This is a genomic window from Solibaculum mannosilyticum (assembly GCF_015140235.1).
Classification (GTDB): domain Bacteria; phylum Bacillota; class Clostridia; order Oscillospirales; family Acutalibacteraceae; genus Solibaculum; species Solibaculum mannosilyticum.
The window spans coordinates 969,213-983,566 of record NZ_AP023321.1 but is presented as its reverse complement, the minus strand read 5'-3'; the positions used below and the strand labels follow the sequence as shown (position 1 = coordinate 983,566).

General features: G+C 51.8%; 10 protein-coding genes and 1 pseudogene. 9 read left to right on the top strand and 2 right to left on the bottom strand.

Annotation, left to right across the window (positions count from 1 at the left end):
• Nucleotides 1-2: 2 nt before the first annotated feature.
• Both C12CBH8_RS04555 and C12CBH8_RS04550 read left to right on the top strand, forming a co-directional pair.
• Nucleotides 3-989 (top strand): ATP-binding protein, encoded by a 987-nt coding sequence (locus tag C12CBH8_RS04555; protein WP_099321815.1) that lies wholly within the window; start codon nucleotides 3-5, stop codon nucleotides 987-989.
• A 229-nt stretch (nucleotides 990-1,218) separates the two neighbouring features.
• Complete coding sequence (locus tag C12CBH8_RS04550; protein WP_090263609.1) at nucleotides 1,219-2,505, top strand: chloride channel protein; 1,287 nt, start codon at nucleotides 1,219-1,221, stop codon at nucleotides 2,503-2,505.
• Here the strand turns inward: C12CBH8_RS04550 and C12CBH8_RS04545 are convergent.
• Nucleotides 2,486-3,049 carry a hypothetical protein gene (locus C12CBH8_RS04545; RefSeq protein WP_215533640.1) on the bottom strand — a complete coding sequence of 188 codons (564 nt, stop codon included), beginning with the start codon at nucleotides 3,047-3,049 and terminating at the stop codon, nucleotides 2,486-2,488. The two genes, C12CBH8_RS04550 and C12CBH8_RS04545, sit on opposite strands and share 20 nt — an antisense overlap.
• A gap of 590 nt (nucleotides 3,050-3,639) precedes the next feature.
• Here C12CBH8_RS04545 and C12CBH8_RS04540 point away from each other — a divergent pair.
• From C12CBH8_RS04540 to C12CBH8_RS11835, 7 genes and pseudogenes are all read left to right on the top strand, one after another.
• Entirely contained in the window at nucleotides 3,640-4,245 is a 606-nt protein-coding gene (locus tag C12CBH8_RS04540) for an MptD family putative ECF transporter S component (RefSeq protein WP_099321812.1), read from the top strand.
• Nucleotide 4,246: 1 nt separating this feature from the next.
• Complete coding sequence (locus C12CBH8_RS04535; RefSeq protein WP_090263618.1) at nucleotides 4,247-4,924, top strand: energy-coupling factor transporter transmembrane component T; 678 nt, start codon at nucleotides 4,247-4,249, stop codon at nucleotides 4,922-4,924.
• Between the two features lie 12 nt (nucleotides 4,925-4,936).
• Nucleotides 4,937-6,319, top strand: coding sequence for an ABC transporter ATP-binding protein (locus C12CBH8_RS04530; RefSeq protein ID WP_215533639.1), 1,383 nt, complete (start codon nucleotides 4,937-4,939; stop codon nucleotides 6,317-6,319).
• 23 nt (nucleotides 6,320-6,342) lie between these two features.
• Entirely contained in the window at nucleotides 6,343-7,284 is a 942-nt protein-coding gene (locus tag C12CBH8_RS04525; protein WP_215533786.1) for a helix-turn-helix domain-containing protein, read from the top strand.
• Between the two features lie 123 nt (nucleotides 7,285-7,407).
• Nucleotides 7,408-9,177: an ABC transporter ATP-binding protein gene (locus C12CBH8_RS04520; protein WP_215533638.1), complete on the top strand. Its 1,770-nt coding sequence runs from the start codon at nucleotides 7,408-7,410 to the stop codon at nucleotides 9,175-9,177.
• A 1-nt stretch (nucleotide 9,178) separates the two neighbouring features.
• Nucleotides 9,179-10,927 (top strand): ABC transporter ATP-binding protein, encoded by a 1,749-nt coding sequence (locus C12CBH8_RS04515; RefSeq protein WP_215533637.1) that lies wholly within the window; start codon nucleotides 9,179-9,181, stop codon nucleotides 10,925-10,927.
• Between the two features lie 47 nt (nucleotides 10,928-10,974).
• A pseudogene (locus C12CBH8_RS11835) lies at nucleotides 10,975-11,186 on the top strand (helix-turn-helix domain-containing protein); the annotation flags it as partial.
• Nucleotides 11,187-11,603: 417 nt separating this feature from the next.
• Here the strand turns inward: C12CBH8_RS11835 and C12CBH8_RS04510 are convergent.
• Nucleotides 11,604-14,264 (bottom strand): YfhO family protein, encoded by a 2,661-nt coding sequence (locus tag C12CBH8_RS04510; protein WP_215533636.1) that lies wholly within the window; start codon nucleotides 14,262-14,264, stop codon nucleotides 11,604-11,606.
• Between the last annotated feature and the right edge of the window lie 90 nt (nucleotides 14,265-14,354).

Sequence of the window (14,354 nt, the reverse complement as noted above, 5' to 3'; positions counted from 1 at the left end):
CTATGGGATACGGCCGGGAAATCTATGGGGCGGCTTTGGATGAGCTCTCCCGCCGGCGAGGTCTTGTCCGCCAGCAGCAGGCCCAACGTCGCCAGGAAATCGCTCAAAAAATCCCTGAGGTTCTGGAGATCGAGCGTCGTCTGGCCCAGACCAGTTTAGAAGCGGCCCGTTCGGTTTTGGGTGCTACTGGGGATATCCAACAGCAGATGGATCGTCTCACCGCCCACAACAAACAGCTTCAGCAACGGTACAACACCCTTCTCCTCCAGCATGGCTATCCCATCGATTATTTGGACCTGCATCCGGTTTGCCCTATCTGCGAGGACGAAGGTTTCACCGACGACGGTCAGTGCCAATGTCTCAAGGAGCTGATGCGCAAAGAGGCTTATCGCCGCATCAATTCCCTGACGCCCATTGCATCCTGTGATTTCGATCATTTTTCCCTGGAATACTACGATCTTGCCCCGCTGGAACACGGCGGTGTTTCGCCCCGCCAGCAGATGGAAACCATCCTGGACTACTGTCAGCATTACGCCGATACGTTTTCCCTTCATTCCTCCAGTATCTTGATGCAGGGTCCCACTGGTCTGGGTAAAACTCATCTATCGCTTTCCATCGCCAGAGCGGCCATAGACCGCGGCTTCGGTGTGGTGTATGGATCGGTGCAGAATCTTATGTCCAAGCTGGAGCAGGAAAAGTTCGGGCGCGGTTCAAACGACGACAGCGCCCGCAGTCTAATGGAATGCGATCTTCTGATTTTGGATGATTTGGGGACGGAATTCACCACCCAATTTGTCACCGCGTCGATTTATAATCTCATCAATTCCCGTCTGCTGTCGGCAAAGCCCACCATCATTAATACCAATCTCACAATGCAGGAGTTAAACGACAAATACACCCAGCGTATCACCTCCCGCATCATCGGCGGATATGATCGATTGGTGTTCATGGGACGGGATATCCGTCAGCAAAAGCGGATGGGATATTAACTCCCGAATTTTTACAAAATACCCTGTATAGTAACCCGTCAACAAAAGCCATTTTTGTTGGCGGGTTTGTTGATGGAAACGAAGGATTCTTACCATTTCCGACGAAATCACAGGGACACAAGAGAAAAAGTTTGGCGGATTCCATTTTGTCACGAAATATCGGATTATGGTACAATAAAGATTAGTTGTGAATGTACTATCCCAGAAGGGTGCAAAAGGAGATCAGGGCATGGGTGAGCTTTGGACTGCGGAAAAATTCCGTTCATTTTTCCACGGACGTTTTAACGCTTGTAAACCTTACGTTTTCATGCTGCTAAAGTCGGCAGTTATTGCGGGCGGAGCAGGTATCGTATGCGGTCTCGTGGGGACCTTATTTCACTATGCAGTGGATAAAGCCACCGATATCCGTCTTCAGCTTCCGTGGCTCCTATACCTGCTTCCTGTCGCCGGCATCGTCATCGCATGGCTCTATCACATTGCCGGACTGGACAACGATCGAGGTACCAATTTAATCCTGGAAAGTATCCGTGAAAACAAACGTCCTCCCCTGCGTCTGGCTGGACTGATTTTTATAGGTACTGTGCTGACCCATTTATGCGGAGGGTCTTCTGGCCGAGAAGGCGCCGCCCTTCAGATCGGCGGCAGTTTGGGCAGCGGTTTAGGACGTTGTCTAAGGCTCAGTGAAAAACAGGAACATATCCTCATCATGTGCGGTATGAGCGGTCTCTTCAGCGCCTTATTCGGTACCCCTGTTACAGCTACCCTCTTCAGTATGGAAGTCATCAGCGTTGGAATTTTTCACTATTCCGCCTTTCTTCCCTGCATCTGCAGCTCCTTGGTCTCTTACAAAATCTCCTTATTCTTTGGCGTTCAACCGGTGGCTTATCACATCAATCTTCTAAATTCCCAAGGATTTGATTTGACCTGGCGCATCGCTTTATTGGCACTTGCTTGCGCTTTGGTCAGCATCCTCTTTTGCAAAGCCATGCACTTATCCTCTTATCTCTACCGCCGTTTTCTCACCAATGCCTATCTTCGAGCCGCTGTCGGCGGTGGATTGGTCGTCATAATCACCTTGCTGATCGGCACTCGAGACTACAACGGTGCAGGGATGGACATTGTCGGTCTTGCTTTGGGCGGACATGCCAGGCCGGAAGCCTTTCTCCTCAAGATCCTTCTGACGGCTCTCACATTAGGAGCAGGGTTTAAAGGCGGCGAGATTGTCCCCGCCTTCTTTATCGGCAGTACTTTTGGATGTGTAGCCGGTCAATTCTTAGGATTGGATCCCAGCTTTGCCGCTGCTTTGGGATTGGTATCGGTATTTTGTGGAGTAGTGAATTGCCCTATCGCCAGCATAATCTTGAGTATCGAACTATTCGGCAGCGGCAATGTATTGGCTTTTGCTTTTGCCTGCGCCATCAGTTATCTCATGAGCGGGTCCTACAGTCTTTATTCCAGCCAGCGAATCACCTATTCCAAACTGGAACCTACTTTTATCAATGCAAAGACAAAATAACCTGCTTTCTTTCCAAATTATCGGAGTCATAGCTGTCAAAGCTAAATTCCGGGGAACACATCTCCTCATAACTGGGGTCTGCCTTGGACAGCACAGGCCGCTCCGGGCGCTTGACAATGGCGCGGTTCAACTCGCTCATGCCGGATTCCAGTAGGTTTTTCCATCCGCTGACGTAGTCCAGCCCCATCTGTCTGGCGATGTGCCCGATTTTCTCAACCGAGGTGTAGAAACCCTGATCCATGAAGGCAGTCACAAAAGCGAGGGCGGCATAGTAGCTGCCGGCTGAGAGAATGATCAGCCGGTTAAGCAACGCGGCAATGCGGTCGGTTTGCTGTCTTACAGAATGGATAATTCCTTCACGGATAATGTTTCTCATTGGATCGGTCTGTCGGGCATAATTCCTCCCGTTCAGCCCCAGCTCCGTATAGCGGCGCAGGAGCATGGAAATGCTCTGGTGATCCTGCTTATCCCTCTCTTCTATTCGTCTGGCAAGGGCCTTTGAAAAGCGGACAGTGATGGAAACGGTAGGTTTTCTATGGCTCAATCGTTCCTCCTTTCCCCCGAAGCCGTCTTACAACGGTTTCGGGGGAAAGTTTCAAACATCATATCTGTAAAATCTGTTGAAAGCAGGACTTTCAAGCGGCTATTCCTGTCTTATCCCGAAAAGCTCCACTTTTCGAGGTTAAGGACCTGCGGGGCCGGTGTTGGCAACCTGCCCTGCGCCATGATGGGGCCTCCTTTCCGTCCAGAAAATGAAAAAGCCATACACAATCCGAAACTGTCTGTTCGGGCCGTGTATGGCTTCCTGTTTTTGCTCTTCCACCGAACTGCTTTGAGACGTGGACAGGGCATTGCAGTTCAGGGCGTTGTACTTCTTCCTGTCTTACAAAAAGAGTAACTCGAATGATGGGTTTTGTCAAGCGGTTGGCGTAGGCTGTCTTATTTCTCATAGGCACTGTAATGTGGAGGTATCCACAGTTTAAAATAATATTTTCGACCAAATGGAGTATAACCATCCAGTTGGAGCGGATGAAATGGACAGCACTCTGTAAAATCAAAGGATGTGAGGAGGGTGCCATGTGCCCAATCTTTTCCCTCGCAGATTAGTTATACCTAACTAAAGGAGAGTGCAATATGTCTGAACCACTCAAAAGCCGTGCCATGGGCGGCAAGGATGTCATCACGGTGGGAATTTTCTCTGCCATCTATTTTGTGATCAACTTTGCTTTCATGCTCATGGGCGGGCTTCACCCGCTGCTGTGGATCTTGATGCCTGGCTTTATCGCCCTGTTTACCGGCATTCCATATCTGATGATGTGTGCCAAAGTGCAGAAAATAGGCTCTGTGCTGCTGATGGGTCTGATTACCGGCTTGATCTACTATGTCACCGGACAGTTCACCTTGGTGATCCTGATTTCCTTCGTTCTTGCCTGTGGACTGGCAGAGATCATCCGTATCGCCACTCATTATCGGAGCATGACAGGAAATCTGATTTCCTTTGTCCTGTTTTCCATAGGCATGGTGGGCTCTCCGCTGCCCATTTGGCTGATGCGGGAGGACTTCCTGCGGCAGATCACCGAGCAGGGGATGCCGACAGACTATATAAACACGCTGAGGGCCCTGTCTTCCAACGGAATGTTGGTGGTACTGTTCCTGGCACCCATTGTCGGAGCAATCATCGGCGGCTTGATCGCCCGATTGATGTTCCGCAAGCACTTTGAAAAAGCGGGGCTGGTTTGAGATGGAGCGCGACACCCATCAAACTATTTTTGATCCGCGCGCTGGTCTCTGGATGCTGTTAGCCGCTAACATCATCGCATTTCGTCCTCACACCCTCTGGATGGAGCTGGCCTTGATCAGCCTCATCCTGCTTTTGATACTCCTTCATGGCCGCGTCAGCATGGCGGTCAAATGGTTAATCGGCTACGGGGCACTAGTCTTTTTCCAGCAAGTGATTTTACCGGCTTCTCCCGGTATCATCGCCACCAGCTTTACCATTTTTGCTACCTATATCCGCCGGATGTTTCCTTGTCTGATGATCGGTTCCCTGATGCTGAAATGCACACCGCTCCGGTATCTGATCCTGGGGCTGCATCAGCTTCATGTGCCGCAGAAATTGATCGTAGCGATCTCTGTGACCCTTCGATACTTTCCGGCAATCCGGGAGGAGATCGGCTATATTCGAGATGCCATGAAGCTGCGCAGCATCCGGGGACTTGCCAAGCTGGAGTGTACTGTTGTGCCGCTCATGGTATCGGCGACAGAGACTGCAGAGGAGCTTTCTGCCGCAGCGGTCACCCGCGGCATTGAAAATCCCACGCGTAAGACAAGCGCCATATCGCTGCATCTGTGGCTTCCGGATCTGGTGGGAATGCTGGCAGGACTTGCCTTGCTGATATGCTCATTTGTGATACAATAGGGAGGTGAAACGATGATCTCATTGGAACAGGTATCCTTTGGCTATGAAGAAAGCCAGGAGATACTTTCCGGGATCAGCACATCCATCGCCCCCGGAGAGTGTGTCCTGCTTTGTGGAGCCTCCGGCTGTGGAAAGACAACGGTAACCAAGCTGATCAACGGCCTAATCCCCGCCTTTACGCCTGGATGCCGCCTGGACGGTCGGGTGAATGTGGACGGTCTTGATCCGCAGAAAACCCCCATGTATGAACTGGCCCGTCAGGTGGGCTCCGTCTTTCAAAATCCAAAGTCCCAGTTTTTCAATCTAGATACGGACAGCGAGGTGGCCTTCGGCTTGGAAAATGAAGGCCGTCCTCCGGAGGAGATCCGCCGCAGAGTATCGGAAACCATGAAGGCGCTGCACATTAACGAATTGCAGGGGCGGAATATTTTCTCACTGTCCGGTGGACAAAAACAGCTTTTGGCATTCGCTTCTGTCTATGCCATGGGGCCGGTGATTTATGTACTGGACGAGCCCACAGCCAATCTGGATCAGGAGGCGATCTCCCATCTTCATGACCAGATCGCTTATCTGAAACAGCAGGGGCATACAGTCATCATTGCGGAACACCGGCTGTATTTCCTTACCGATCTTATTGACCGCGCGCTGTATCTGCGTAGCGGCGTTCTGGAGCGTATCTTCACCCGTGAGGAATTTTGTGCGTTATCCAACCAGGAGCGGGAGCGGCTGGAGCTGCGCACCCTGATTCCGGCAATCTGTAAGCTTCCTTATGCGGAACCGGCGGGAACGGAAACGGGACTGTCTGTGGAGAGCTTGTCCTGTGCCTTTCAAAAGGGGACGCCGGTATTTCGGAACCTGTCCTTTTCTGCCCGACCGGGAGAAGCCGTCGCCATCACCGGCCCAAACGGTGTGGGCAAGACGACGCTTTCCCGTTGTCTGTGCGGGTTGCTTCGGGAGCAATCCGGGCGCGTCCTGCTCCACGGCAAGGCGCTGGATCGCAAAGAGAGGCAGAAAGTCTCTTTCTGCGTGATGCAGGATGTCAACCACCAGCTTTTTTCTGACAGTGTATGGGGCGAGTGCCAAATGTCTGCCCCAGACGCGCCAAAGGAAAAATTTGCGGAGGTCCTGGAGAGCCTCCAACTTCTGCCCTTTCGGGAGCGGCACCCTATGTCCCTTTCCGGTGGGCAGAAACAACGGTTGGCAGTAGCTACGGCACTGCTTTCCGAAAAGCCCGTGCTGATTTTTGATGAACCGACCAGCGGCCTGGACTATGCCCGCATGGTGGAGGTTTCCAAAGTGATCCGGGCTTTGGTCCGGCAGGGGCGAATCGTTCTGGTGGTCACCCACGACCAGGAATTTATGCAGCGGGCCTGCGACCGGGTGCTGCGGCTTTGAGAGGAGATATCAGCGTGTCGGAGATGTTTTTGACAGGAGAGGGATTTCCCCCTCCCTTGGCGGAAAGCGGCGGGTGCCGTGTATTCCAGTTTCACAGCGATAGCGGTGAGGGTATGATGACCCAATATGACCTCTTTCCCGGTGTCTTTCTGATGTATAACGATTTCCATATGGAGGGCTATGACTCGGTATTCTGTACCGCCGAAGACCTGCTGTGTATCGACTACTGCCGGCAGGGACGGATGGAATATCAGTCCGGCCCGGATACCTTTTCCTATGTGGAGGCCGGGGATATGAAGCTGGACCGCCGGCTGGAACATCGGGGGCATTTCACCTTCCCGCTGGCCCACTATCACGGTCTTACCATCGGCTTTGTTCTACCCCAGGCCGAACAGGCCCTACGGGAGTGGGTTCGGGAATTCCCAGTGGATCTTTCCCGGCTGCAAAAGAAGTTCTGCTCCGGACGGCACCCAAAGGTGATCCATAGAGCGTCCTCCACAGATCACATCTTTCAGGAACTTTATGCCGTGCCGGAGCAGATCAAACTTCCCTATTTTCGAATCAAGGTGTTGGAGCTGCTGCTGTATCTGAACGCTTTGGAGCTGGGCAGGGAGACAGAGAAACCCTATTTTTATAAATCCCAGGTGGAGAAGGTAAAGGCAGCGCACCGTCTGCTGACAGAAGATCTGGAGCGACATTATACCATCGCAGAATTGTCTGAGCGGTTCTCAATCCCGGCCACTGCGCTGAAGGAGTGCTCTAAGTCGATCTATGGACAGCCGCTCAACACCTATATGCGCTGTTTCCGTATGGACCATGCAGGTCTCTTGCTCCGGCAGGAAATGCAGACCAGTGTGGCGGAAATCGCTGGCCTGGTAGGATACGACAGCGCCAGCAAGTTCGCAGCCGCCTTCCGGGAGGTCAAGGGAAAAACGCCTTTGGAATACTGCAGGGAAGGTCAATAAATTCTGTCCAAATGGGACAGGACCGGCGAAGTGGAGCGGAAACGCAGGATCATCTTCTGTATAATCGTTGTAGTTAGTGAAAGCAGACTACAACGATTTTTTCTTTTGAGAGGAGTATTGCGTATGAAGGAGCGAAGCTGGCTTGGGATATTGCTGTCCTTCGTCACACCCTGCCGGGGAAAACTGACCGCTTCTGTAGTGCTGGCAATCGTCAGTGTAGCCGGTGGTTTTGTCCCTTATCTCGGGGTTTATCAGATCATCCGCCTGTTCTTTCTGCGGCAGGCGGCATGGGAGGGTGTCTTGTTTTGGTGCGGCGTCTGTCTTGCGGGCTATGTTGTCAAGGTGGCGGGCTACGCACTGTCAACGATGCTGGCCCATGTGTCTGCCTATACTATTTTGGAGGGGCTGCGGCGCCAGGTGGCGGATCGGCTGATGGGGGCGCCGCTAGGCGAGGTGGATGTACGCTCTATCGGCTCGCTGAAAAGCACCATCGTAGACCGCATAGAGGACATTGAGCCGCCGCTGGCCCACATGATCCCGGAGCTCAGTTCCAATCTGCTTCTTCCGCTGGTAGTGGCCATCACCATGTTCTCCATTGATTGGCGAATGGGCCTTGCACTGCTGGTCACGGTACCCTTGGCACTGCTTCCTATGGCCTTCGCCATGGGGAGCTATAACAAGAATTACGCTGCTTACATGGCCGCAAATGCCCATGTCAACAGCGTCATTGTGGAGTATGTGGAGGGTATCCAGGTGGTGAAGGCGTTCAGCCAGGGGGAACGCTCCTATCAGAAGTTTGCCCAGGCGGTGTGTTCTTTTCGTGACTTCACGATGGCCTGGTTCCGTGGTACCTGGGCCTCAATGAATTTGTGCCTGTCCATTCTGCCCACCACCCTGCTGGGGACGCTGCCTGTGGGCGTCTGGCTTTACTCCACTGGTGTGCTGGACCCGGCCCAGGTGACTCTGTGCCTGATGCTGGCTCTGGGGATCGTGGCTCCGCTGATGAGTGCCACAGCCTTTCTCAATTCCATGAAAAGTATGCAGTTCGCCGTAAATGATACGCGGGAACTGCTGAACCTGCCGCAGCTTTCCCAAGCGGAGCGGGAGATCCCCCTGACAGACAACACGATCCAACTACGGGATGTTTCTTTCTCCTATGGAGGAGAAGCAGAGACCAATGTCCTTGACCATCTGAATCTAACCATTCCTCAGGAGAAGTTTACCGCTCTGGTGGTACCCTCTGGCGGCGGTAAGTCCACCATTGCCCGTCTGGTCGCCCGGTTTTGGGATGTGACGGAGGGTACGATCACCCTGGGCGGTCAGGACATCCGGGAGCTACCCTTGAAACAGCTCTCTCAGACGATCAGTTTTGTGACCCAGGACAACTTCCTGTTCGACTGTTCCATCAAAGAGAACATTCGTCTGGGGCGGCCCGCCGCATCGGATGAGGAGGTGTTTGCCGCCGCAAGAGCGGCCCAATGCGAGGAGTTTATCAGCCGGTTGGAGCATGGCTGGGATACCACCGCCGGTGAGGCAGGCAAACAGCTCTCCGGCGGAGAACGCCAGCGCATCGCCATCGCCCGGGCCATCTTGAAAGATGCGCCCATCGTCGTTCTAGATGAAGCCACCGCTTTCACTGACCCGGAGAACGAGGACAAGATTCAGCAGTCCATTATGGCCCTTTCCAAAGGCAAAACTCTGCTGGTAATCGCCCACCGCCTCTCGACCATCCAAAAGGCCGACCAAATCGTTGTTCTGGAGAAGGGGCAGGTCGTAGACTGTGGCACACAGGAAGAACTGCTTTGCCGCTGCCCGTTGTATCAGACGTTATGGGCAGCCCATGTTGGGGTGCAAAATTGGGCGGTCACCTCGACGGAACAGGAGGGAAAGTGAGATGTTTCATAGCGTAGGACGAATCATGCGATGGGCGAAGGGCTATCGCAAGCGGATGATCTTGGGGTTCGTATGCTCCTTTTTTGCTACTTGGTGTACCGCTGGTCCGGTAATGCTGGCCGCCTGGGCGCTGGGACAGATGATCCGCAGCGCCTGGGGAGAAAAGAATCTGTCCGCCTCACTTCCCTGGCTCTGCCTGGGCAGTATTGCGGGATTGGTCCTGCTACGGTTCTTCTTCACCTACTGGAAAAACCGATTGCAGGAAAGCATCGGTACGGAGCGGGCTGCGGAACAGCGCATGGAATTGGGCGGGGTTTTGAAACGGGTGTCGTTGGGTTACTTTGCTCAGAATGACTTGGGTGACATTCTGGCGGCGCTTACCACCGAACTCAGCACCCTGGAGCTTCAGAGCATGAAAATGGTGGATGCGGTAGTGAACGGCTACATTCAGGTGGCGGTGATCCTGCTGTGTGTTGCCATCTTTTGTCCACCGGCGGCATTGGCAGCTCTCATTGGCGTGGCAGTCTCTGCCTTTGCTTTACGGGGGATCGGGCGGCAGAGTGCCAGAACCGCCCCGGTAAGCCATCGGGCGCAGGAGGCTTTGTCCGGAGCGGCAATCGAGTATATCCATGGTCTGCCGGTGGTGAAATCCTTTGGACAGGATGGCGTATCTGTCCAGCGGTTCCATGATGCCTGTCGGGACAATAAGGCCATCCGCATCAAGAATGAGTTTGGATTTGTTCCCTGGAACTGTCTGCATCTGATCTCTCTGCGGGCGGCATCGGTGGGGCTGATTCTGCTCGCCGGGCATCAGGCTTTGGTTGGCGCTCTGTCTTTGCCCTACTTTCTGATGATTGCACTGTTCTCCTTCACCATCTTTGGAAGCGTGGAGGCGATCAATGACGCAGCCCATATCCTGTCGGTAACAGATTCCGTGCTGGATCGTTTGGAGGAATTGGATCAAACCGACTTCATTGATAAAGACGGCAGAGAAATCGTGCTGGATCGATTCGATGTAGCCTTTTCGCATGTGTCCTTCGGGTATGGCAGCCGTGAGGTACTCCACGATGTGACCTTTACGGCCCCACAGGGGACTACCACCGCCATTGTGGGCCCCTCCGGCTCCGGCAAAAGTACGATCTGCAATTTGGTCGCACGGTTTTACGATGTGAATAGCGGCACTGTATCAGTCGGCGGCCACGATGTGCGGAGGTTTACCTGTGAAAGCCTTCTGCGGAACATCTCCATGGTTTTTCAGAATGTCTATCTTTTCCAAGATAGCGTGGAGAACAACATCAAGTTTGGCTGTCCCGGAGCCACCCATGAGCAGGTGGTGGCAGCAGCAAAGGCTGCCTGCTGTCACAGCTTCATCTCTGCACTACCCAATGGATATGATACGGTCATCGGTGAGGGCGGTTCCACCCTATCCGGCGGTGAGAAACAGCGTATTTCCATCGCCAGGGCCATTTTGAAGAATGCCCCTATCGTGATTTTGGACGAGGCGACAGCCAGTGTAGACCCGGAGAACGAACACTTAATCCAGCAGGCTCTCTCCGCCCTGACACGAGGAAAGACAATCCTCACCATCGCCCACAGGCTTGCTACAATCCAGCACGCAGATCAGATCCTTGTGGTAGACGACGGCCACATTGTAGAACATGGTACCCATGAGGAGTTACTGGCCCAAAGCGGAGTGTATCGTCGGTTTGTAGAAATCCGTAAACAGGCTGAAGGCTGGCGGTTGGCATGACAAAATAACATCGAAGTCTCCATCTCTATGCGTCAGGAGAAAATTGCCTGCAATCCATTCTTGTTCTCCAAAAGAAAAAGGGCATGGTGCACTCCGTAGATGTAGCCCGACACATGGGGATGCAAGCCCAGCGTATGCCATGCGGTCACCACCCTTGCGGGACGGGGACTTTCTCACGATGGATGGCGACTTCTTTCTCCACCTGGCTGATGTGGGCCTGAAGACGGCGGAGCGTACCTATGAAAAGCACTATTTCTTCCGAGTGGGTTATAAAATCACGCAACCGGAGGAGGCATAACGCAAGAGAGAGCCAGGAGGGGACTTGCCACCTCCTGGCTCTTTCTCATCTCACAGTTAGTACGATTTCTTCCGCCATCTATTCCAATGGCGTGTGCGCTCTAAAATACCGTCTGTCACCGACATGAGGTCGTCCAGCAGCACACACGCTGGACCAACCGCTCTACTTGCTCTACGGCATCTCTTTGGACCCGATGCATCGTTTGCATGAGTGTCCCATCCATTTTCACGCCGCATATTATATGCCTCCATTGATTTGGATTTCGTCACAAGTCCATGAAACCAATTTAAGCCACACGCCATCCAAAGTTTTTCTTAACATCCTTATCCATGCGGTACCATACCACGCCGGGTTCTTTTTGCGAACCTGAACAAAGATTTATACGGGATCTGGATCTTCATCCACAGGGAGATGTTTTTTCCTTTTTCCCCTGTAGTCTATGCAGTAAATCAATACCACTGCCAGTATGAAAGCGGTAATCGACAAGATGACCCCTATGCGTAAACCCTGGGGGGTAAAAGAGAAGGAAACTTCATGTTGCCCTTCCGGCAACTCCACTGCCCAGAAAGCGTCGGCGATATTGACCAATTGTACCGGTTTCCCATCCACCTCTGCCGACCATCCGGGATCAGACGGAATGGATGTAAACAACAATCCTCCCTCTCCTGCGTCTACTGTACCTTTGACTGAGGAAGTTCCCATTTCAATATCTGTCATCTGATGTTCTTTGAGCCGGTCAAAAAGCAAGTCCGCCGCATGGCCGTCAAATCCATAGAATTGTGGTTCTCCTAAATAACAACTGTCATCCCGCAGCTCAAAACTGACGGTAATCTCCTGGTCGGCCTCCCACCATCCCAAGTCGATCGCGCCGATGAGATCGTATCCCCATGGGCCATACAATTCACCGTTGACGTACACATAATTTTGTTCCGACAGCCCGACAGACGGCAAATAAAAACATACATTCTGTGCCTTAGGATTGGTGATGGTATATGAAATATACGAGTTTCCGCTGTTTTCATTTTTGCTGACGCTATACCACCAATCGTTGTAAGATTCCATGGTGATATTGTCAGATGTCATCGTACTGGCCATATGAATTGGGGTATAATAGTCGTATTCTCTTCCGTCCATGGCATTTAACAGCTTGTTTTGCAGGTAAAACGGATCCTTTTGTGAACTGGAGTCGTAGGTGAAATTCCGAAGCCCGTCGTCCACCATGTAGCCGATGGACAAGGCGTTCTGATTGAGAAACACCTTCTGGTCATTGCCAAAACTCTGGATTTCCGTATATCCATCGCGGCGTTCATTTGTACCCAATACATACTTGATGCCCAGCAGAGAATCCAATACGCTGGTGGAACCATAGTACCGCAAAAACCGGTTCTGGACGGTGGTAGTCACCCCCAGATGACTTAAAAACTGGGACATATGCTGATTCGTGAAAGAGTCATAGTGGGCCATCCCATAGTAATCCAGGGAAAGGGAATCATTGGCATTGCGCATATCGTGATTTTCCATGCGGTACCAGCCAGGATCCTGCTGCCGGATGGATTGGATCACACTTGACCGGTTCTCCACATAACTGACATAGGAAGCCCGGTCGTTATATCGAAATTCCGTATCCATAGCATGAACCATTTTATTTGTATTGTCGTACAATTCTACCATCACAGTGGCCGCCAGGACGAGCGTCATAGCCAGGGCTGCTTGAGGACGGTACCGCATAGCGGCTAGCAGCAGGGCATAAACGCACAAGAGTGCAACGGTTGTCCCAATCTGCACGGCGGTAACATGTTCCAGCCCAAACAGAAGCACGCTTCCAAAGCAAAGGGATGCCCCTCCCGCCGCCGCTGCGATGTGCCATCCTTTGAGGCCGTCCAACTGCTGGAAGCATCGAATGGACAACACCAGTAATACAAAACAGTATAAAAAAGAAAATCGATAGGGGAACCAGGTTGGTTCATCAAAAGCATGCCAGAATATATTAATGGGCCAAAACGTCATGCTGAGAAGCAGGATTACCAACATACCGCCCGCTATCATTTTCTCCCGGCGCTGGATACTACGGTTGAGAAAATAAAGTACGCCCAAGAGGATACATAGCGTCCCACAGAAAAGATTGGGCAGGCCGTAAGTAAGCGTATCATAGCTGCCCAAGGCCATTTTGCTGATGAGTTCTATAGGAGTCAGGGTATGGGCTCCCGGATTGGAAGATGCAATATAGAGGTAGACATACTGAAGGGAAAAATAGGTGGGCAGCAGCAAAAAAGCCGACATGAACCCGGCCAATGCTCCTGATAAGATAAATTTCCCCGACCGGTTCCGAAATGTTTTCCACGACGGCTTCCCTACACGAAACATTACGCCTAAGAAATAGAGAATGGAAAAAATGCCGATCATATAAGCAATATAAAACTGGGTGATAAAGGCGATGAGAAAACTGACCGTCAAAGGCAGAATCTTGCCTTTTTCCACCAGACTATGGACGCCTAAAAGTACCAACGGCAGCATGATGATGCCGTCGAGCCACATAATATTAAGGGCATACACCACCACATAGGTCATCAAAGCGTACATGCTGGAAAATATAACATTGCGGATACCATTGAATTTGAGCACTTTGGAGGAATAAAAGGAAAAAGTGAATCCACAGGAGCCTACCTTTAATAAGGTAATGAGCAGGAGGGCGTCGGGAATCTGGGACCGTTCAAACAGCAGGACCAGAAAAGAAAAGGGACTGGAAAGATAAAATGTCAACGCCCCTACCATATTCATACCAAGGCCGGTGTTCCAGGAAAACAGAAGGCTATCTCCACCTTTTAAGGCGTCGTAGAACCAGGAATGAAAGTCCACATAAATCTGGCTCATGTCGGTGATCAAAAGGGACTTCTGGCCAAATGGAAACATCCCGAATAAAACATAAACCAGCAGTAAAATTACCAATGGCGTTAAAAATGACAACAATCTACTCAAGCGGCCTTCCATACGGCCATTGTCGGACAACGAATTCCGAAATGGAATCTTTGGTTGAATCATGTATCGACACCTCTTTTATTGTAAGAATCGCTTGTTTTATATCTCATGGGTGGGACAAAATCAAACTGTCCAGAAACAAATATACTTTAC